Origin of the sequence: Actinocrinis sp., from assembly GCF_035650855.1 — a bacterium.
Classification (GTDB): Bacteria; Actinomycetota; Actinomycetes; order Streptomycetales; family Catenulisporaceae; genus Actinocrinis.
Genome location: NZ_DASRGV010000075.1, coordinates 1 through 19,894 on the forward strand (window position 1 = coordinate 1; position 19,894 = coordinate 19,894).

The window sequence follows — 19,894 nt, forward strand, 5'->3', positions numbered from 1 at the left end:
CAGGGTGGTCTTGACCCACGGCTTGACGTGCAGGCCCTTCTCGACCGCCTTCTTCGCCAGCAACGCCGCGCCGAGCATCACCGAGGGGTTCGAGGTGTTGGTGCAGGAGGTGATCGCTGCGATCACCACGGAGCCGTGGTCGATCTCGAACTGCGCGCCGTCGGGCGCGGTCACCGGGGTCGGCTTCGAGATCCCGTTGCGCACGGCCGGGGCGTCGGACGCCGGGAAGGACTCGATGCCGGACTCGTCGGCGTCCTTGATGTAGTCGCGCACCGCGGTGCGGAACCGGCTCTTGGCCTCGGCCAGGATGACCCGGTCCTGCGGGCGCTTCGGCCCGGCGATGGACGGCACGACGGTGGACAGGTCCAGCTCGACGTACTCGGAGTACTTCGGCTCGCTGGCCGGGTCGTGCCAGAGGCCCTGTTCCTTGGCGTACGCCTCGACCAGCGCGAGCTGCTCGGGGGTGCGCCCGGTGAGCCGCAGGTAGTCCACGGTCTCCTGGTCGATCGGGAAGATCGCGCAGGTGGAGCCGAACTCGGGGCTCATGTTGCCGATGGTGGCCCGGTTGGCCAGCGGAACCGCGGTGACGCCCTCGCCGTAGAACTCGACGAACTTGCCGACCACCCCGTGCTTGCGCAGGATCTCGGTGATGGTGAGCACCAGGTCGGTGGCCGTCGCGCCGGCCGGCAGCTCGCCGGTCAGCTTGAAGCCGACGACGCGCGGGATGAGCATCGAGACCGGTTGGCCGAGCAGCGCTGCCTCGGCCTCGATGCCGCCGACGCCCCAGCCGAGCACGCCCAGGCCGTTGACCATGGTGGTGTGCGAGTCGGTGCCGACCACGGTGTCCGGGTAGGCCTGGCCGTTACGGCTCATCACGACGCGGGCCAGGTGCTCGATGTTGACCTGGTGCACGATGCCGGTGCCGGGCGGCACGACCTTGAACTCGTCGAAGGCGGTCTGGCCCCAGCGCAGGAAGCGGTAGCGCTCCTGGTTGCGCTCGTACTCGATGTCCACGTTCTTGGTGAAGGCGTCCGGGGTGCCGAAGACGTCGGCGATGACCGAGTGGTCGATCACCAGCTCGGCCGGCGCGAGGGGGTTGACCTTGGCCGGGTCGCCGCCGAGGGCCACCACCGCCTCGCGCATGGTGGCCAGGTCGACGACGCAGGGCACGCCGGTGAAGTCCTGCATGATGACGCGCGCCGGGGTGAACTGGATCTCCGTGTCCGGCTCCGCGTTCGGATCCCAGCCGGCCAGGGCGCGGATGTGGTCGGCGGTGATGTTCGCCCCGTCCTCAGTGCGCAGCAGGTTCTCCAGCAGCACCTTGAGCGAGTAGGGCAGGTTTTCCGCGCCGGGCACCGCGTCGAGCCGGAAGATCTCGTAGGACGCGTCGCCGACGCCGAGCTGCGCGCGGGCGCCGAAGCTGTTGGTCGCGCTGCTTGCTGACATCGCGGGGACTCCGTTCGCTGACCGTTGTTCGCCGACCGTGGGTGCCGGCCGCTGTCGAAAGATTATCTCGACGTCAAGATACCTCATCTTAGCCGTAGTACTTAGGCCTGGTTCAAGTCGGACTCTGCAACGGTGAGTTAACACAGTCTGTGCGAACATCACGTTGTCGACTGGTACACGGTTCCGCTCACCAGGCCAGGCGACTGATGTGCTGATAGGACCGCATTCGAGACCGTGGAGGGTACCCGCCCGTGAGCTTCGCCAGCACTCTGGCCCGCGACTTCCCGGCCGCCATCCCGGCCAACCAGTTCGTCAATTCGACCCAGGACCGGCTGCGTGAGCACGGCGTGCACCGCGGCGCGGCGCTGCCGCTGATCGCGACCTGCCGGGACGAGCTCGCCTTCGCCCTGACCGCCGAGCTGCAGCGCGCGTGGGGCCCGGCCTTCAACATGGCCGGCCTGGCCGGACTGCTGACTTTGGGCCGGACGGGTGTGGCCGCGGCGCGCGGGCACGCCCCGCTGGTGGACGGCCGCCGCACCTTCGTCCTGTTCGGACTCACCCATGTGGGCGTGGACGAGGCGGGGATTATCGGCAATGTTGAACGGCCTGGCGTGCCCGGGCCGTCAAGCACCTGCGGCGCGCTCATGGCCCTGCATGACGAGCTGCGCGGCGGCGACGTGCACACCTCGGACTACCCGTACCTCGACAAGGCGGACCCCGAGCAGTCCCGGCTGCGCGAACGCATCGCGCCGCTGGTCGAGGACAGCGAGCAGGTCGATCTGCTCTCAATCATCCGGATCGCCAGGGACCTGATCGGACTCGACGCCGACGAGGCGATCAAGGTGCTGCGGGACGACGCCGTGCCGGCCGATGTCGCGGTCTTCACTGGCATCCACATCCACGGGCCGCGTGGCGCGGAGTATGTGGACGTCGGCCGCAGTCTCCTCGACCGGGACGGGAAGATCGTCGAACTGTCGCTGTGAACCGCCGGTGCTGTTACTTGCCGGTGCTGTGACACGCCGGTAATGGGCAAGGCGCGAGGGAAGCAAGCGTCCGCACATAGCGCCGCGCGGCTTTCCTCGCGCCCGCGCGAATTCCCCTCGCGCGCGCCGTCGAATCCGGCGGAAGGCGCCGGGTTATCCGCGCTCTGAATCGCCGGGCCCGGTATCACCGGATAAAGGGACGACGCCGGTGCACGCAGGCGGTGGCGGCCAATTGTTCGCACGGCTGTTCTAAGGAACGGCGAATTGCGCCGATTTCCGTTGCCGCGTGCCGCCATCCGGCTTATGTCAGCAGTCTGTCGCGCTCGGCGGCGCGCGTTACGCCGACCGTGCGACATCGCATCAACGCTTTGCCGGCGGCAGCTGCGCGTGCCAGTGCCGCCGGACCGCGATCAGACGCAGCGCCGCCGTCGCACCCGCCGCCACGAAGGCGATCGGGGTGAGGGCCGGGGTGTAGCGGTCCGCACCGACCACGATCAGCGAGCCGATCGCGGCCGGGATCGCGTAGAACTCGCGGCGCAGCACCGTCGGCACCTCGGCGATCAGCATGTCCCTGATCACTCCCCCGCCGACCGCGGTCAGCACGCCCATGAGCGCGGCCGGGACCGGGGCCAGCCCATATCTCAATGCCTTACCGGTGCCGGAAACCGCGAAGAAGCCGAGGGTGAGCGAGTCCACGATGAGGTACGCGGTGGTCACCCGCGCCCGTTCGCGCAGCTCCGGACCAACCGCGAACACCTGGTACTGCGCGGCGATCACGGCCAGCGAGGCGATCGTCGCAGCACTCAGATATCGCCAGTCGGCGAGGAACGCCGGCGGGCGCGCGCCGATCAGCACGTCGCGCACGGCCCCGCCGCCGAGCCCGGTCGCCGCGCCGAGCACCAGGATGCCGACGAGGTCAAGGCCCTTGCGGACCGCGGTCAGCGCGCCGGAGGCCGCCGCGCTGAAAACCCCGAGCAGGTCGAACAGGATCGGCAGATGCACCACGCTCCGAAGTGTGCCGGGGCGCACCCCGCGCGGCCAATACACAGGGCGTTGGGATGCACGTCCACATCTTCGCAAGTCGGCACAGCCGTTGACCGGGTGATTCCACGTGTGCCGGCACCCCGGTCTTCGCTACAGTGGTCATCGGTTTTCCGTACGTGGCGAAAGGCCGGATCCCGGCCGGGGGCGCAACGAAGAGCGCGCGATTACTTCGTCTGCCGCCGCGTTGGGACTCCGTTCAGGCTGCGCACGCTGATACGGTGGACCGGACGACGAGTAGCGAGAAGAAGGCCGGCGCGATGAGTTTCCGGAACCGCCGAGGGGGATAACGACAAATGACCGCGCGCATCAGGGTTCACGGGCGCGATCTTCGTCCTGCCTATACAGCGGTCCCCCGATCGGGTAACGCGCACCGGAGCGTGTTGCGCCGAACGGGCGTGGCATCTTCCCGAACCACGGATGCGCGCGCCACACTCGTTACTACGTCCAGCAGCGGCACCACCCAGGAGGTCTCATGACCGAACTGCGCGTGATGGCGGTCTCCGGCGACGGCGATCGCCTGGTGCTGCGTGCCCCGGACGGTCAGGAGTTCTTCCTCGCCATCGACGACCGGCTGCGCGCCGCGGTGCGCGGTGATCGCGCCAGGCTCGGCCAGATCGAGATAGAGCTGGACGCGCAGCTGCGGCCGCGCGACATCCAGGCGCGCATCCGTTCCGGGCAGACCGCGGAGCAGGTGGCCGATCTGGCGGGCATCCCGCTCGAGCGGGTGCGCCGCTTCGAGGGCCCGGTGCTCGCGGAGCGGGCGTTCATGGCCGAGCGGGCGCAGAACACCCAGGTGCGCCGGGCCGGCGAGACGCACGGTCCGAAGCTGGGCGACGTGGTGCGCGAGCGGTTGATGCACCGCGAGCCGGATCACGACTCGGCGCAGTGGGATTCGTGGCGCCGGGACGACGGCACCTGGACGGTGCGCCTGGCGTTCCGGATCGGCGGCCTGCCGTATGAGGCGACCTGGATGTTCGACCCGCCGCGCCGGCTGGTCACCCCGGCCGACGACGAGGCGCGGCTGCTGTCCAGCGACGTGGCGGCGGAGAACGCGTTCCCGTTCTCGCCGCGTCAGCCGAGGCTGCCGGCCGCGGCCTCCGGCGGCGAGCCCGCCCCGGTGCGCCCGGCCTCCTCGGTCACGGCGCTGCCGACCTGGCAGGGGCGTCCGGTCGCCGCCGCCGGAACCACCGCGGCGTCCTCCCCCGGCTCCGTCTCGAGTCCCGCGGCAGCAGCGTCCGGCGACTCCGTGGTCACTCCGCTGCGTCCGGTCGCGGCCGCGGCGGCGACGACGTCAGCCACCCCGACCGCGCCTGCGGCCGAGGAGCCGGCGGCGCGGCAGCGGCAGACCGGTGCGGGCTCCGCGTACTCGGACGCGCTGTTCGGTCCGGTCGGCCCGCACAAGGACCGGCTGCGCGGGCAGACCGACCAGCAGGCGGTAAACGACGGTGTGACGCCGGGCAAGCGGGCGACCGTGCCGTCCTGGGACGAGATCGTCTTCGGTACCCGGCGCCGCAAGAGCGAGTAACGGCGGGGCCGGGCAGTCCCCGCCCCGCGGACCGGATAAGCAAGACACGGAAAGCGCGCTAGACACGCAAGACGAGACCGTGGCCCCGCTTCGGATGGATGCGAAGCGGGGCCACGGCCCGTTTGGAGGACGCGCAGGTCCTCCTTCACCGCGGCGGGTCGCTCGCCGCGGCGACCTCAAGGAACCGACCGGGTGCCGGCCGTCCGAGCCTCGCCCGTATCAGCGCCTTGAGTGTCCTGGGGGGCCGTTCACGCGAACAGGCCCGAGGCGTAGTAGTCTGAAGCGTCCTTGACCCCCGGCAGCGCGAAGAAGTAGCCGCCCCCGGTCGGCGAGATGTAGTCCACCAGCGGCTCGTCGATCAGCCGGGTCTGCACCGCCTCGAACTGCCGCGCCACGTCCTGGTTGTAGCAGGCGAAGAGCAGGCCGACGTCGAGGTTACCGTTGTCGTCGATGCCGCGGTCGTAGTTGTAGCCGCGCCGCAGGATCCGCTGCCCGTCGGTCTTCGCGGTGCGTGGATTGGCCAGGCGGATGTGCGCGTCCAACGGGATGATCTTCCCGTCCGGGTCGTTCGCGTACTGCGGGACGTCGGTCTCCACGGATCCGGAGAGCGGGGCGCCGGTGTCCCGCCGCCGCCCGAACATGTTCTCCTGCTCGGTCAGCGAGACCCGGTCCCAGAACTCCACCAGCATCCTGATGATGCGCACCACCTGGTACGAGCCGCCCTCCGCCCACGCCGGTTCACCGTTCGCGCCGGCGTGCGCCCAGATCAAGGCGTTGGTCTCAGTGGACGAGTTCACGTCCGGGTTCGCGATGCCGTCCTTGAAGCCCAGCTGGTTGCGCTGCGCCCCGGTCGGCCGGGACGGGGACTGGAAGCCGTCCGCCTTCCAGCTCAGCTGGAGCCACTGGCGGGTGTGCTTGGCGATGTCGCGCAGCGCGTGCATCACCGTGTCGCGGTGGTCGGCGCAGATCTGCAGCATGAGGTCGCCGTGCAGCTCGGTGGAGTCCTGCATGTCGTCGTTGGGGAAGACCGGCATCTTGGTCAGCTTCGCGGGCTTTCGCGCGGCCAGGCCGTAGCGGCCGTCGAACAGCGAGGCCCCGACGCCGACCGTGATGGTCAGGCCGTCGGCCGGGACCACCGGGCCGAGGGTGGAGCTGTCGGAGGGCGGGGAGGCGACGCCGAGATCCACGGGTGTGCCGCCCTGCGTCAGGAATCGCGCCCGCTGCGTCAACGTCTTGAAAAGCTGCTGGAGGCCGGCGCGGTCGGTGGCGAGAACGTTGAAGGACACGAAGGTCGCGGCCAGCTGCGGCGGGGTGAGGATGCCCGCCTGGTGTGCGCCGTGGAACGCGATCGTGCGGCCGCTGCCGGTCTCCGAAGAGTCGGAGGATGAGGACAGCGCCTGCGCGGTACCGAAACCTCCGGCGGTGACCGCGGCCGCACCGACCGCGCCGACCGCCGCGCCGCGCAGGAAGGAGCGGCGGCGCAGCGCGTGGTGGATATCGGCGCTGTGCACATCGGCGCTGTGCAGATCGGTACCGGGTAGATCAGCACCGAGATCAGCACCGTGTGCGTCGCCGGCCGCATTCGGGTCGGCCAGCGCCGCGAACGGGCAGGTGCCGGTGGGAACGTTCTCGTCGGTCATCGAATCAGATCTCTGTCTCGCGGGCGCCGGTGCAGGTTATGGTCATGGTCACGATCACGCGCTGCTGCGCTCCTCCAACAGGTCGGGTACGACGGAGAGCTGTTCCAGCAGTTCGCCGAGATCGCCGCTGATCTTCTGCCGCTGCGTCGCGGTGAGCTGGTCCAGTGCGGTCCACGAGCCGTCCGGCCGCTGCGCCGCGTTCAGGTCGGCGGCCACGGTCTGGATCCAGGCGTCGATGGACTTGAGCGCCTGCGGGTCGCGGGCCTGCATCAGGGAGACCAGCGTGCTGAGGACCACCTGGGTGCCGTGCAGGTTGGCCGAGGCGGTGGCCAGCGCGGTCCCGCTGCCGTAGTCGGAGATCCCGGTCAGCTGGAACTGGAGGGTGTTCTCCAGGATCTCGTGCGTGCGCAGCGGCAGGTCGTTGGGGTCGGTGGTCTGGCTCGGGAACGCCTTGATCAGACCTTGCACGTCGGCGACCAGCTGATCGCCGAGCGGCTTGAGCACCGCGGCGCTCTGACCGTGCCAGAGCCCGTATTCGATACGGTGGAATCCGGTCCACGACGGGTCGTTCACCCCGCCCTGCAGCCCGGTGGCCCGGCCGTCGATCTTCGCGTCGAAGTTCTCGAAGGTGCCGTACGCGGCGCCGAGGCCCTCGTAGTCCAGGTGCGCGGTGAGCCAGTCCGTCTTGGCCGCGGCCACGTTTCCGGCCGCGAGGTCCGCGGCCAGGCGCTGGCTGTCGGCGAGCAGCACCAGCAGGTTCTGCTGTACGTAGGCGCGATAGTCGGCGACGGGTTGCTGCAGGTCCTGATCGGTGACCGGGGCGAAGCCGGTGCTGCCGCCGGACGATCCGCCGCCGACCATGTAAGTCTTCGAACTCAGTGCCGTGCCGTCGGTGAACGCGCAGCGGAAGGCGTACGAGCCGCCGGAGAGCGTCGCGGTCAGCGGGCGCGTGGTGCCGGGAGCCAGGTTCTCGATCTCGGCGAACACCGCGTTGGTGCTCGGGCTGATCAGGTAGACCTCGGCGGTGTTGTGGCCGTTGTTGGTCAGGTTGAAGGTCTGCGCCCCGGGCTCGGGATTCGTCCAGCCGGTGCCGCAGCTCGACTCGCTCAGCGCGATGTCGTTGGACGCCGCGGCGCTCTTTCCAGGCCCCAGCACCGCGATCGCGGCGACGGCGGCCACCGCGGGCACGGCGAAGATCGAGGTGCCCACCGCCCAGCGCGGCATCCGCCGGGCGGCTTCGCGCTCCTGCTTCGCCTCCCGCTTCGCCGCAATGCGCGCGGCGAGCGCCTGTTCGTCCGCGACGCGCGCCGCGGCGCGCCGCTGTGCTCTCGTGAGCGGGGTCGCCGGCTCGGCCGCCGGAGCCTGCGCCGCGGTCTTGCTCGCGGCCGCGGCGGAGCGCATCCCGCGCACGAACAGGAACATGGTCGGCGGCAGGTACAGCAGGTAGCCGATGACCTGGAGCCAGCTCATCGCGGGCGTCAGGTTGAGCGTTCCGGCGATCAGCGTCGCGTACCAGGAGCCCGCATCGATCGAGGTGAGGTTGAACGCGTACGCGGTGTGGCCCGGAATCAGGCCGCCTTCCTGCAGATCGCCGAGCCCATAGGCGAGCACTCCGGCCGCGATGACGATCAGCACAGCGCCGGTGATTGAGAAGAACTTCGTCAGATTGATCTTCAGCACTCTGCGGTACAGCCCCCAGCACGCGACCACGGCCAGCGCGATGCCGATCGCCGCGCCGATCATCGGCCCCTGCGACTCCCCCGCCGACTTGGCCGTGGTCCACAGGAACAGCGACGTTTCCAGGCCCTCGCGCGCCACCGCGATGAACGAGGTGAGCACGAGAACCCCGGCGCCGCGGCCCAGCGCCTCGGTGACCCGGGCCCTGAGATCGCCGGAGAGGCTGCGCGCCGACTTACGCATCCAGAACACCATCGTGGTGACGAACCCGACGGCGATCAGCGAGAGCACCCCGCCGAACACGTCCTGTCCCCCGGCCGGCAGGTCCGCGGCGGTGAAGGTGAGCACCGCGGCGAAGGAGAGACTGAGCGCCGCGGCGGCGCCCACACCCGCCCACACCGCGCCGAGCCGGGCCCGTTGATCCGCCCGCACCAGCGTCGCGACCAGGATCGAGACGATGAGCCCGGCCTCCAGACCTTCGCGCAGGCCGATCAGGAAGCTGGGGAATGCGTCATTCCACATGGAGTGCAGGTCCTCGGTCGTCGGGCGTGGGTCGTCGGGCGGTGGAGCGTGGTCAGGCGGCCGCTGACCGGGACGCGACCTCCGGTCAAGTTAGGCAAGCCTAACCATACCGAAGCCTTCGGCGGCTCGCGCAAGGGGGTGCGGGTGAACGGCAGGGGTGACCTGGGTGACATTTGGACCACCCATTCACCGTCTGAGCAGCTCAGAGGGAAATCTGAAAAAACTTTGAGCGGGGTGTATCAGGACGGCCCGCCCCGCGCTCTAGTTATTGACCGTTCCGGGAAGGGGAGAGCCCGGCGAAGGTCAGTGTGGGGTGGATGCTGGGGGACCGTCCCGGTGCCCGTGGGGGGATGTAACGACGGGCACCGGGACGGCTGCGCGGGGCGCGTCTTCTCGCCAGGACGTCACGGGGGTACGTCCTGACAAGAGGGCGCGTCCCGCACAGCCACGGCTACGGGATCCGCGAACCGCGCCGTACAACGGGGCAGACGTGCTAAGCCTCGGCCTAGCGCGAGACTGCCTACTGGAGGGAAAGACCCATGACTCTCGATCGTCAAGCGCGCCTTGAGCGCCTGCTCGCCCGGCACCGCGACGCCGTGCTGAGCGAAGGACCCAACGGGACCAGCGCGCTGCACCGCAAGGACCAGCTCCTGGTCGCGGCGCGCCACGCCGACCGCGCGCACGCGGCCGTCGAGCGTTTCACCGAGCGCCGCGACGACCTGCTCGAGGTCGGCGTCACCCGGTTGCACCTACGCCCGGGCGCCGGTGTCGAGCCGCTGGAGCTGCTCGGCCAGCTGCGCACCCACAGCGACGGCCCGATGGCAGTGTCGCTCAACCACCTGCTGCGCGGCGAGCCCAACTACGACGGCGGCCCCTACGGCCTGCCCAAGCCTTGCGCGCCCATGCCGAAGCCGACCGCCGTGGACACTTCCGCGCGCCGCGTCTTCGCCGGCGTGATCGATACCGGCATCGTCAGCCACCCGTGGTTCACCGGCAGCGACTGGTTCGCCCAGGTGAGCCCCGACCAGCTGGACCCCATTCCGGCCGAGGTGGACTACGAGCTGGAGACCCAGACGGGCCACGGCACCTTCGTCGCCGGGACGCTGCTGCGCCAAGCACCCACCGCCTTCCTCATGATCGAGCGGGCGCTCGGCGATGACGGCGTGGGCGACGAACTGGAGCTGCTGCGCGCCCTGTCCCGCCTGCGCAGCCGGCTCTCCTCGTCGGAGGAGACCCTCGACGTGCTCAATCTCTCGCTCGGCGGCTACACCGTCGACGACGAGCCTTCGCCGCTGCTCGCGGAGGCGCTCGGCCGTTTCGGCAAGCAGACCGTGATCGTGGTGGCCGCGGGCAACAGCGGCTCGAACCGTCCGTTCTGGCCCGCCACGCTCAAGAGCTGCGTCGCCGTCGGCGCCCTGGAGACGGACGGCGCCCGCCGGGCCGAGTTCTCCAACCACGGCTGGTGGGTGGACGCCTGCTCGGTCGGCGCGAACGTGTGCGGCCCGTTCATCGACGACGGCCACGAGTTCTTCGGGTTCGCCGAGTGGTCGGGTACCTCGTTCGCCGCACCGCGGGTGGCCGGAGCGATCGCCGGATTCGCCGCGTCCAAGCACCTCAGCGCGGTGGAGGCCGCCGAATCCCTGCTCGACACGGCCAGCCGCCAGTGCCACCCCGACTTCGGTGTAGTGGTCGAGTGACCTCTTGGATCGATACCCTTTCCCGCGCTGTCGCTCAGGTCAGCGCGGGAAAGGGTATGGCCGTGAACGAGGACTCCAGCACCCAGGAACTGCTCGCGGGTGCCGCGGACGGGGACCAAAAGGCGTGGGACCTGCTGGTGAGCCGGTTCGCCCGGCTGGTCTGGTCGGTCGCGCGCGGATTCCGGCTCTCCGACGCCGACGCCGCGGACGTGTGCCAGACCACCTGGCTGCGCCTGGTCGAGCACCTCGACGCGATCAACGATCCGACCCGGCTGGCCGGCTGGCTGGCCACCACGGCCCGGCGCGAGTCCATCGGCGTGCTGCGCCGGCGGGACCGCGAGGTGCCGATCTACGACGGTCCCGGCGAAGAGGACGAGGACGACGAGCAGGACCCGGAGCGGCGCACGATCGAGCAGGACGAGCACCGGGAGTTATGGAACGCCTTTGCCGGCCTTTCAGAGCGTTGCCGGAGCCTGTTGCGGGTACTCGCGGTTTCGCCACTGGAGAGTTACGCACAGGTCGCCGCCGCGTTGAACATTCCGGTCGGGTCGATCGGGCCGACTCGGGCACGGTGCCTTGACCGGTTACGTGCCCGGCTGGCGACGTAGCCCGCTCGGGAGAACGGTGCGCGGTCCGGCACCAGCACACGCAGACGTCCATCCGAATCGGGGGGAGCAGGGGAATATGGAAAGCAACCGATCAGTAAGCGAGAGCGTCGAAGACGCGAAGCTGCTCAGACGCATCGGTGCCATGTTCGATCACCTCGATCCGGTACCGGACGCGGTCATGGCCGCCGCGAGATCCGCGTTCGCCTGGCGGGACATGGACTCCCAGCTCGCCCAGCTCATCGACGACGAACAGCTCGTCGGGTCGGCCACACGGGCGCACGGCGAGCACCGGCTGCTGACCTTCGAGGCTCCCGGGATGACGGTGGCGATCGAGGCCACCGAGGTGGGCGGCTCGCGCAAGCTCATCGGACAGCTGGTGCCCTCCGGTCCGCACCACGTCGCACTCGAGTCCGCCGGGCAGACCGGCCAGTCGCTGACCGCGCCGGTGGATCACCTGGGCCGCTTCTCGCTCAGCGCGGTTCCGGCAGGCTTGCTCAGACTGCGGTGCACGATGCCGGATGGCACCCAGGTAGTGACCGAATGGGTCGACGCCTGAGAAGCTGATTCGGTGACCGTGGTCCCGTCTCCCGTGCAGGCACCGAGCGATCGCCTCACCGAGGCGATCGCGCTCGTCGAACTCGTCCATACGGACGCGAGAGCTTCACGGGACGGAGCGCTCGCGCTGCTGCGGCAGAGTCGCACCGATGAGGCCGCCTGTGTGGCGTCGCGTGCGCTCGGCCTGGCGTTGCGGCGCCTCGGCGAACTGGCCAAGGCCCGCGCCGCGTTCCGCGCGGCGGTCACGCTCGGCGATCGCAAGGGCTTCGTGCGCAGCGCCGCTCAGGCGCGCATCTCGCTCATCGTGATCCTCGCCGACGCGGGCGGCATCCAGGCCGCCCTGGCCGAGGCCGCGCGCGCCGAAGCCGCGCTCATCGGGCTCGCCGACGGAACGCTCGACCTGGCGCGGTTGCGCGTCAATCTCGGCTTGGTGCTGCAGCGCACCGGCCGTACCAGTGAGGCGCTCGCCTGCTACAGCGCCGCGGAGAACGTGCTTCGGGAGTACGGCGACGCGCGCTGGGAATGCCTGCTGCTCAACCTGCGCGGCACCCTGCTCGCCTACCGCGGCGACCAGGCCGCCGCGGCCCGCGATCTCGGCCGGGCCAGCGCGCTCGAACTGGAGCACGGCTTCGAGCTGGCCCACCAGGGCACCCTGCACAACCTCGGCTTCGCGGCGCTGCGAGCGGGCGACCTGCCGCACGCGCTGAAGGTCCTCGACGAGGCGCGTGCGCTCGCCGAGCAGATAGGCCGGCCCACGGAATCGGTGCTGTCCGATCAAGCCGACGCGCTGCTGGAGGCGGGGCTGGCGGAGGAAGCGCGGCAGTACGCGGAACGGGCCGCGGAAGGGCACACCCGCAACGGCTTCGCCCTCAACGCCGCCGAGGCGCGGCTGCTGGCCGCTGACGCCGCGCTCGCGGCCGGAGACGCCGCCGCGGCCACCGAGTACGCCCGCGCGGCCCGGGTGGCGTTCACGAAGCAGCGGCGGCCGAACTGGGCGGCGTGGGCCTCGCACATAGAACTCGCGGCCCGGTTCACCGCCGGAGAGCGCAGCGTGCGCATCCTGCGCGACCTGGTGCGCAACTCGGAGCAGCTGGAACAGGCCGGCTGGCTGATCACGCCGCAGGAGAGCAAGCTGTTCGCGGCGCGGATGGCGCTGGCGCTCGGCCGGGACGCCGAGGCGACTGAGCTGTTCACCCAGGTGGCCGCGGTGCGCCGGGGCGGACCGGTGCGGTTGCGGGTCGTCGGCTGGGAGGCGCAGGCGGCGCTGAGCGAGGCGCGCGGGAACATCGCCGGCGCGGGCCGGGCGGTGGACCAGGGGCTGCGGGTCGCGGCCGACTACGCGGGCACCTTCGGCGCGACCGACCTGCGCGCCGGCGCCGCGATGATGGGCGCGGACCTGGCCAAGACGGGATTGCGGCTGGCGCTGACCGGCGGCTCGGCCCGGCAGGTGCTGTTGCGCGCGGAGCAGTGGCGGGCGGCGACGCTGCGCCGCCGGCCGGTCCGGCCTCCTGACGACGCGGCGTTCGCGGCGCGGCTCGGCCGGCTGCGCGCGGTGGTCGCGCAAATCGCCGAGGACGGTCTCGCGGGGAAGAACGTGCGCGGCTTGCAGGCTGAGCGGGTGCGCCTGGAGCAGGATGTCAAGGAGCTGGCCAGGCACGCGCCCGGCGGTGAGTACGCACCGGAACCGCGGCTGGATCTGGCCGCGCTCAGCGCCCGGCTCGGCCAGCGGGCACTGGTCGAGTACGTCCGGGTCGATGACGCGCTGCACGCGGTGAGCCTGGTGGACGGCACCGCCCGGCATCACGCGCTCGGTTCGTACAAGGCGGTGCTCTCCGAGGTCGACTCGCTGCGCTTCTCGCTTGAGCGGATGGCCCGGCGGCACGGTTCCGAGGCGCTGCAGCAGGCCGCGATGGCCGCCTACGAGTACGCCCGCGGCGAACTGGACAACGCGCTGGTGCGGCCGCTGGCCAAGCGGATCGGGGATCGGCCGCTGGTGCTGGTGCCGACCGGATCGCTGCACGCGTTGGCCTGGTCGGTGCTGCCGTCGCTGACGGATCGCCAGGTGACCGTCTCTCCGTCGGCGCGTTCGTGGCTGACGGCGGTCGACGCTCAGGCGGCAGACGTACTGGCGAAGCCCGCGACGCTGGGACAGGCAGGCGAGGATGCGGCGCGACGCGGCTCCAGGCTCGCCCTAGGGGCACGCGACGCGATCGCGGGTGCGTCGACGTCCGCCGTGGCTGAACATGATCGCGTCGGCGGGCAGGTGGTGCTCGCGTACGGCCCGGGTCTGCCGCACGCCGAGGCCGAGATCGGCGATCTGGCCCGCCGTTACCCCCTGGCCAAGCCGTTGGTCGGCGCGGACGCCACGGCGCAGGCGGTGGCCGAGGCGCTCGACGGCGCGCAACTGGCCCACATCGCGGCGCATGGGCGGTTCCGGTCGGACAACCCGCTGTTCTCCAGCCTGGAGCTGGCGGACGGACCGCTGACCGTCTACGACCTGGAAGGCATCCGGCAGGCCCCTGCCACGCTGGTGCTCTCGGCCTGTGACGCGGCGCTGTCCGGCATCCGGCCCGGTGACGAGCTGATGGGCGTGGCCAGCGCGGTGTTCGCGCTCGGCACGCGCACGCTGATCGCGTCGGTGGCGCCGGTCGGAGACGCCGAGACCCGCAAGCTGATGAACGTGTTCCACGGGGCGCTGGACCGCGGGCTCAGCCCGGCGCTCGCCCTGGTCAAGGCACAGCGGGCGGTTCCGGACGCGCGCGGCTTCGTCTGCTTCGGCGCGGGCTGACGCACGGGGAGCGCTAGAGCTATCGCCCTCCGCCCATGAATGCTCGGCGCGATCCTGGGCACCCGACTGTATCGACTGAAACCGAACAGAAGGGATGACCGGACATGACCGCCGAGGATGCGGCGCGCAAGGCCGACCACGAGGCGCAGAAGGTCAAGGGCAAGGTCAAGGAGAAGGTCGGCGCGGCCACCGGGGACCGCAGCACCGAGGCCGAGGGCAAGGCCGACAAGACCGCCGGTTCGCTGAAGAAGGCAGGCGACGACATCAAGGACGCGGCGAAGGGTCGCTGAGTCCGCTAGACGGGCGCGAGCGGCACGCGTGCACCCGATCGCCGCGGGTACAGGCAGTCCGGCGCTCGTCGGGCCTGGATTGATAGATCAAATCGATAGACCAAGCAGGGCGCGTATCGCGGTGAGAGCCGCTGATACGCGCCCGCTTTAGCTTTTCCTTGAGCTCGGTCTTTACCTGAGCTCAGTCTTTTCCCCGCGATCAGTCCTCGACCTCGGCGTCGTCCGCGTCTTTCGCCTCGTCGTCCTGGTCGCGGTCGGCCGATTCGTCGGAGCGTGCGTAACCCTCAAGGTAGCCGCGCGCGCGTTCGGTGCGCGGATATGAGTCCAGCAGCGCCCAGAACTTGGAGCCGTGGTTGGGCACGAGCAGGTGTGCCAGCTCATGCAGCAATACATAGTCCAGGACGTACTCGGGCAGGCCGCGGACCCGGTCCGAGATCCGGATGGTCCCATCGACCGGGGTGCACGAGCCCCAGCGCGCGGCCTGATTGCCGACCCAGCGCACCGAGACCGGCCGGGCCCGGCCGCCGAGATACTGCGCCGAGAGCGCCAGCGCGCGGCGGGCCAGCTCCGGTTCGTTCAGGGCGCTGCGCCGCTCCCGGCGTTCGAGCCGGTCGAGCATCGCCCGCACCCAGCGCTCCTCCTCCCCGGCGGACATCTGCGCCGGGATGAGCACGACCGTTCGGTCACCTTCGCGGTACGCGGAGACGGTCCGGCGGCGGCGCGGCGAACGGCGCACTTCGACGGCCGGGTCGGCGGCGCCGGTCCCGGCGGCCGGCCGGTCGGTGCGGTCCGCTGCCATGTCAACCAAATTAGCGGCTGAGCGCCCTTTCGGCCCGCCTCGGCGGGCCCGCTGCGCCGAAAACTTGTCCACAGCCGCCCAGCGGACGGGTTTTCGGCGATTTCCCAAGATTCTTTGGCGCCGCTGGTCAGCAGGGGCGCCGCGGCTGGATTCACAGGTTTGTCCACAGGGTAGCGGCGGATGTCCACAAAGGCGCGCCGATGTTTCCCCAGGTTATCCCCAGGGTTATCCACAGCCGTCCGTGGGATCCGATTGACGGTCGGCCCCGGCAGCCCGTAGCGTCGCTCCCTGGATGCGGGGCTCTCGGAAAACGGCTCCCGCCCGGCGGCTTCGAGCCCCGGTCGGCGGAGTGCGCGCCTGGGGGCCCCGCGGCGTGTTTTCCGAAGGACGCCCCTCCGCTCAGCGCCCCCTCTGCGGCGCCGGAGGAATCGCCGGGATCGCCGCGCGGCGCCATGATCGCCCGCCTTCCCAAAACCCACCCAGATCGGTGATCCGTCACAGCTGCGGTGTGACTAATCACCCTTAGGTGGGTACCACTTGACGCTCAGGCCGCACGCATAGGCCACGATGCGTGTGCGGTGTGTGCTCTCGCGTAGGGTGGCCTATCGCCCGACCGCCGAGCCCGGCGGACCGGGGCGCACGATCGCGTTCCATCGCGAAGAGTCAGGAACAACAGGAGGGCCGACCATGGCCGAGACGTACACGGGCGAGGCTTACTGCGTGAAGTGCAAGGAGAAGCGGCACTTCACCGGCGAGATCAAGATCAGTGACTCGGGGCGCAGGATGGCACAGGGCACCTGCCCGACCTGCGGCACGAAGGTGAACCGGATTCTCGGCAAGGCGTGACCGAACGGCTGCCGACGCCGGGGGCGTCGGGCGCTCGGGCGTCCGGCGCTGCCGCGCGCAGCCGAAGGGCACGCAGCGCAATCGGGCACTACGTGGCGAACGGGACACACCGCAGCCGGAGCGGGCGCCGCGTTGTGAGGTGCCTGACTGCGCACAGATCTTCTGATCTTCGTTCTCGTCACAACTTTTCGATCACCGCTCCGGCTGAGCACGACCAGTTCTCGATCCAGCTTTTCCGGAGGGCCAGCAGCGCGATGCGACCGGTGCTCAAGCCGGCGCTGAGCCGCATCTGGCACGACGAGCGCACGCTCCAACTCGGCCGGGGCCCGGCCACCAGCCACCGCTACCGGATGACCGGGGCGGCGCGCGCAGTGATCGACGCGCTGGACGGCACCCGCGACATCGAGGCCCTGCTCGGCTACGCCGAACGAATCGGCGTGGCACGCGGCGACACCCTTGACCTGCTCGACCGGCTGGCCGCGGACGGCTGCCTCGACGACGCCGCCCTCGACACTTCCGCGCTGACCGCCCTCGCTCCCGGCGAACGGGCCCGGTTGGACCCCGACCTCAGCGGCCTCGGACTGCGTCACCGGCTGCCCGGCGGGGCCGTGCGCGCACTGGAGCGGCGGCGCGGCTTCTCGGTGGCGGTGCACGGACTCGGCCGGGTCGGTACCCAGACGGCGCTGCGGTTGGCGGCGGCCGGAATCGGCACGATCGTTCCGGTGGACGGCGCGACGGTCCGGCACGAGGACACCGGGCCGGGCGCGTATCGAGAAGAGGACGTCGGGATGCGCCGGCAGGATGCCGTGGCCCGCGCTATCCGACTGCTGGCGCCCTCCGCGAACACCGTGCTCGCGCCTCGGCGTACCGCCGCCGACCTGACGATCATCGCGCCCGGCGAGCGGCCGCCTACCGAGCTGCTGGTCGATCTGGCCCGGCGGCTGGTACCGCATCTGCTGGTCGAGGTATGCGAAGACCGTGCAGTACTGGGGCCACTCGTCGTACCGCGGCGTACGCCGTGTACCCGCTGCCGCGACCTCGCACTGACCGACCGCGATCCGCTCTGGCCACGTGCCCAGGCCGGCCTCGCGGCGGACGGGGCCACCACGCGGCCCGCCTGTGACACCACGCTGGCCGCCCTCGCCGCCAACTTCGCGGTCCTGCACGCGCTCGCCTACCTTGACGGGCAGACGCCGCCGAGCGTGGGGGCGGTGTGGTCCTTCGCGCTGCCATATGCCCTTCCGGAGCGATTCCCGGTTCCGGAGCATCCGGCGTGCAGCTGTGTGGAGCGCGACCACAACGACGACGATCTGCGCCTCTTCGAGGCAGCCGCCCCGCCTTTGTCCACGATCGGCCTGGCAGAATGGACCATGTGAGTGACCTGCCGCGCAACGCCGTAGCCCGTACCGCCAAGCTGGCGACACTGCCGCTCGGCCTGGCCGGCCGCGCCACCATGGGTCTCGGCAAGCGGCTCGGCGGCGCGCCCGCGGCCGCGGTGCTGACCGAGGTACAGCAGCGCACCGCCGAACAGCTCTTCCGGGTGCTTGGCGAGCTCAAGGGCGGGGCGATGAAGTTCGGCCAGGCGCTCTCGGTCTTCGAGGCCGCGCTGCCGGACGAACTGGCGCGGCCTTATCGCGCGGCGTTGACAGGGCTTCAGGAAAACGCGCCGGCCTTGCCCGCGGCCTCGGTGCACAAATCGCTCGCCGCCGCCTTCGGACCGAACTGGCGCGAGAAGTTCACCTCTTTCGACGACAGGCCGGCCGCCGCCGCGTCGATCGGGCAGGTGCACCGCGCGGTGTGGCACGACGGCCGCGACGTCGCGGTGAAGATCCAGTACCCGGGCGCGGGCAAGGCGCTGCTCGGCGACCTCAACCAGCTGGCCCGGGTCGCCCGGCTGTTCAGCCTGCTGGTGCCCGGCATCGAGGTGAAGCCGCTGATCGCGGAGCTGCGCACGCGGATCGCCGAGGAGCTGGACTACGCGGCCGAGGCGGCGGCCCAGTCGAGCTACGCGAAGGGCTACGCGGACGACCCCGACATCACCGTCCCGGACGTGGTCGAGCAGGCCGGCACGGTGCTGGTGACCGAGTGGCTGCCCGGCATCCCGCTGGCGTCGGTGATCGCCAACGGCACCCAGGCGCAACGCGATCGCGCGGGCACGCTGCTGGTCCGGTTCCTCTACTCCGGTCCGGAACGTGTCGGGATGCTGCACGCCGACCCGCATCCCGGCAACTTCCGGCTGCTGCCCGCCGAACCGGGCGCGGCCATCGCGGAGGTGGACCCCGACGAGCCGACGGCATGGCGGTTCGGCGTGCTGGACTTCGGCGCGGTCAACCGGCTGCCGAACGGGATGCCCGAGGCGATCGGCGCGGCGCTGCGTGGCGCGCTGGCCGGGAACGCCGAAGAGGTGGCGCAGACGCTGCGCGAGGAGGGCTTCCTCAAGCCCGGCACCGAACTGGACCCGGAGGCCGTGCTCGACTACCTCGCCCCGCTGATCGAGCCGCTGCGCGATCCGCAGTTCTCCTTCAGCCGCGAGTGGCTGCGCGAGCAGGCCGCGCATCTGGCCAACGGCAAGAATCCGGCCGCCTCGCTCGGGCGCCGGCTCAACCTGCCTCCGTCATACCTGCTCATCCACCGCGTCACCATGGGCGGCCTGGGCATCCTGTGCCAGCTCGGCGCGACGGTCCCGGTGCGCGGCGAGCTGGGCGCCTGGCTGCCCGGTTTCGCCGAGGAGGGCTTGGACCGCGGCGACGAGGCAGGCGAGGACGCGGTAGCGGAGTAATGCAGTAGCGGAGTAACGCGGTAACGCGCGGCTGGCCTAAGGCTTGAAGACCTGGTCCAGGAACTGCTCCAGGTTCAGCATCGTGCGGGCGACCTGCTCCTCCAGAGTCATCGACTCCTCGAAGCGCGAACCGAGGTCGGAGATCTTCTTGCCGCGCACGTACAGCGGGCAGGCCAGGTCGGCGCAGATGTACGTGCCGACCGTGTTGCCCTGGCGCCCGCTCGGCCCGGCCTTCGGGGCGGCGAACAGCGAGACGCCGGTGCCGGGATGCGCGGTCACGCAGAGGGAGCAGACCGTCGTCTTCACCAGGGCCCGGCGCACGCCCGTCGGCACCCGCATGGTCAACCCGACCAGCCGGTCGCGATATTCAGCCACCAGATAGCCGCGGTCCGGGGCCTTAGGGTCGCGCCAGCCGAGGAAGTCGAGGTCCTCCCAAGGCAGCCTGGCCAGACCGGCCGGCAGATTTATCCTGGCCGCCTCGCCCTTCGAACAGTTCACGAAGGACTCGCGCAGTTCCTTCTCGGTGACCGGGATCATGGTCCGACGCTAGCATCCGGCGCCGCGCGCGTCGTCGGATTTAGCCGCCGCGCACGGCCCAGCCAGCAGCCTTCTGCGATAAAGGTGCGATCCTCCTACCGCTGCCGCCGCAACTCCTCGCTGTTTTGAGGGTTTTCACCGATGACATTGCGGCGCGG

At 70.7% G+C, this 19,894-nt stretch carries 16 protein-coding genes; 10 read left to right on the top strand and 6 right to left on the bottom strand.

The genetic code is table 11. The annotated features are described in order from the left end of the window. On the bottom strand, positions 1-1,446 hold a 1,446-nt coding region (locus VFB40_RS05925), incomplete at its 3' end, for an aconitate hydratase AcnA (RefSeq protein WP_324848273.1). Positions 1,447-1,697: 251 nt separating this feature from the next. Between VFB40_RS05925 and VFB40_RS05930 the strand changes: the two genes are divergently transcribed. Further along, positions 1,698-2,429, top strand: a complete 732-nt coding sequence (locus VFB40_RS05930) for an LCIB family protein (RefSeq protein WP_324848274.1) — start codon at positions 1,698-1,700, stop codon at positions 2,427-2,429. A 360-nt stretch (positions 2,430-2,789) separates the two neighbouring features. Here VFB40_RS05930 and VFB40_RS05935 read toward each other — a convergent pair whose 3' ends face one another. After that, positions 2,790-3,434, bottom strand: a complete 645-nt coding sequence (locus tag VFB40_RS05935; protein ID WP_324848275.1) for a trimeric intracellular cation channel family protein — start codon at positions 3,432-3,434, stop codon at positions 2,790-2,792. Positions 3,435-3,945: 511 nt separating this feature from the next. On the opposite strand from VFB40_RS05935, the gene sepH reads away from it, so the two are divergent. Continuing rightward, positions 3,946-4,998, top strand: a complete 1,053-nt coding sequence (sepH, locus tag VFB40_RS05940) for a septation protein SepH (protein ID WP_324848276.1) — start codon at positions 3,946-3,948, stop codon at positions 4,996-4,998. Between the two features lie 248 nt (positions 4,999-5,246). Here sepH and efeB read toward each other — a convergent pair whose 3' ends face one another. Continuing rightward, complete coding sequence (gene efeB / locus VFB40_RS05945; protein WP_324848277.1) at positions 5,247-6,638, bottom strand: iron uptake transporter deferrochelatase/peroxidase subunit; 1,392 nt, start codon at positions 6,636-6,638, stop codon at positions 5,247-5,249. A 54-nt stretch (positions 6,639-6,692) separates the two neighbouring features. Beyond that, positions 6,693-8,837, bottom strand: coding sequence for an iron uptake transporter permease EfeU (gene efeU / locus VFB40_RS05950; protein ID WP_324848278.1), 2,145 nt, complete (start codon positions 8,835-8,837; stop codon positions 6,693-6,695). Between the two features lie 539 nt (positions 8,838-9,376). Between efeU and VFB40_RS05955 the strand changes: the two genes are divergently transcribed. The 5 genes from VFB40_RS05955 (at position 9,377) to VFB40_RS05975 (ending at position 14,775) form a co-directional block, all read left to right on the top strand. Further along, positions 9,377-10,534, top strand: a complete 1,158-nt coding sequence (locus VFB40_RS05955) for a S8 family peptidase (protein ID WP_324848279.1) — start codon at positions 9,377-9,379, stop codon at positions 10,532-10,534. Positions 10,535-10,590: 56 nt separating this feature from the next. Next, positions 10,591-11,142, top strand: coding sequence for an RNA polymerase sigma factor (locus VFB40_RS05960; protein WP_324848280.1), 552 nt, complete (start codon positions 10,591-10,593; stop codon positions 11,140-11,142). A 76-nt stretch (positions 11,143-11,218) separates the two neighbouring features. Next, positions 11,219-11,698 carry a hypothetical protein gene (locus VFB40_RS05965; protein WP_324848281.1) on the top strand — a complete coding sequence of 160 codons (480 nt, stop codon included), beginning with the start codon at positions 11,219-11,221 and terminating at the stop codon, positions 11,696-11,698. 12 nt (positions 11,699-11,710) lie between these two features. After that, positions 11,711-14,485 (top strand): CHAT domain-containing protein, encoded by a 2,775-nt coding sequence (locus VFB40_RS05970; protein ID WP_324848282.1) that lies wholly within the window; start codon positions 11,711-11,713, stop codon positions 14,483-14,485. Positions 14,486-14,589: 104 nt separating this feature from the next. After that, complete coding sequence (locus tag VFB40_RS05975) at positions 14,590-14,775, top strand: CsbD family protein (protein ID WP_324848283.1); 186 nt, start codon at positions 14,590-14,592, stop codon at positions 14,773-14,775. A gap of 199 nt (positions 14,776-14,974) precedes the next feature. On the opposite strand, the gene VFB40_RS05980 is transcribed toward VFB40_RS05975, so the two are convergent. Further along, entirely contained in the window at positions 14,975-15,574 is a 600-nt protein-coding gene (locus VFB40_RS05980) for a M48 metallopeptidase family protein (RefSeq protein WP_324848284.1), read from the bottom strand. Between the two features lie 687 nt (positions 15,575-16,261). On the opposite strand from VFB40_RS05980, the gene VFB40_RS05985 reads away from it, so the two are divergent. From VFB40_RS05985 to VFB40_RS05995, 3 genes are all read left to right on the top strand, one after another. Then, positions 16,262-16,420 (top strand): DUF5679 domain-containing protein, encoded by a 159-nt coding sequence (locus tag VFB40_RS05985; RefSeq protein WP_324841199.1) that lies wholly within the window; start codon positions 16,262-16,264, stop codon positions 16,418-16,420. Between the two features lie 263 nt (positions 16,421-16,683). Next, on the top strand, positions 16,684-17,796 hold the full coding sequence (locus VFB40_RS05990; protein ID WP_324848285.1) for a ThiF family adenylyltransferase: 1,113 nt from the start codon (positions 16,684-16,686) through the stop codon (positions 17,794-17,796). Beyond that, complete coding sequence (locus VFB40_RS05995) at positions 17,793-19,199, top strand: ABC1 kinase family protein (RefSeq protein WP_324848286.1); 1,407 nt, start codon at positions 17,793-17,795, stop codon at positions 19,197-19,199. Before VFB40_RS05990 ends, VFB40_RS05995 begins: the two co-directional genes overlap by 4 nt. A gap of 36 nt (positions 19,200-19,235) precedes the next feature. Here the strand turns inward: VFB40_RS05995 and VFB40_RS06000 are convergent, their stop codons facing one another. Beyond that, on the bottom strand, positions 19,236-19,736 hold the full coding sequence (locus VFB40_RS06000) for an FBP domain-containing protein (protein WP_324848287.1): 501 nt from the start codon (positions 19,734-19,736) through the stop codon (positions 19,236-19,238). Between the last annotated feature and the right edge of the window lie 158 nt (positions 19,737-19,894).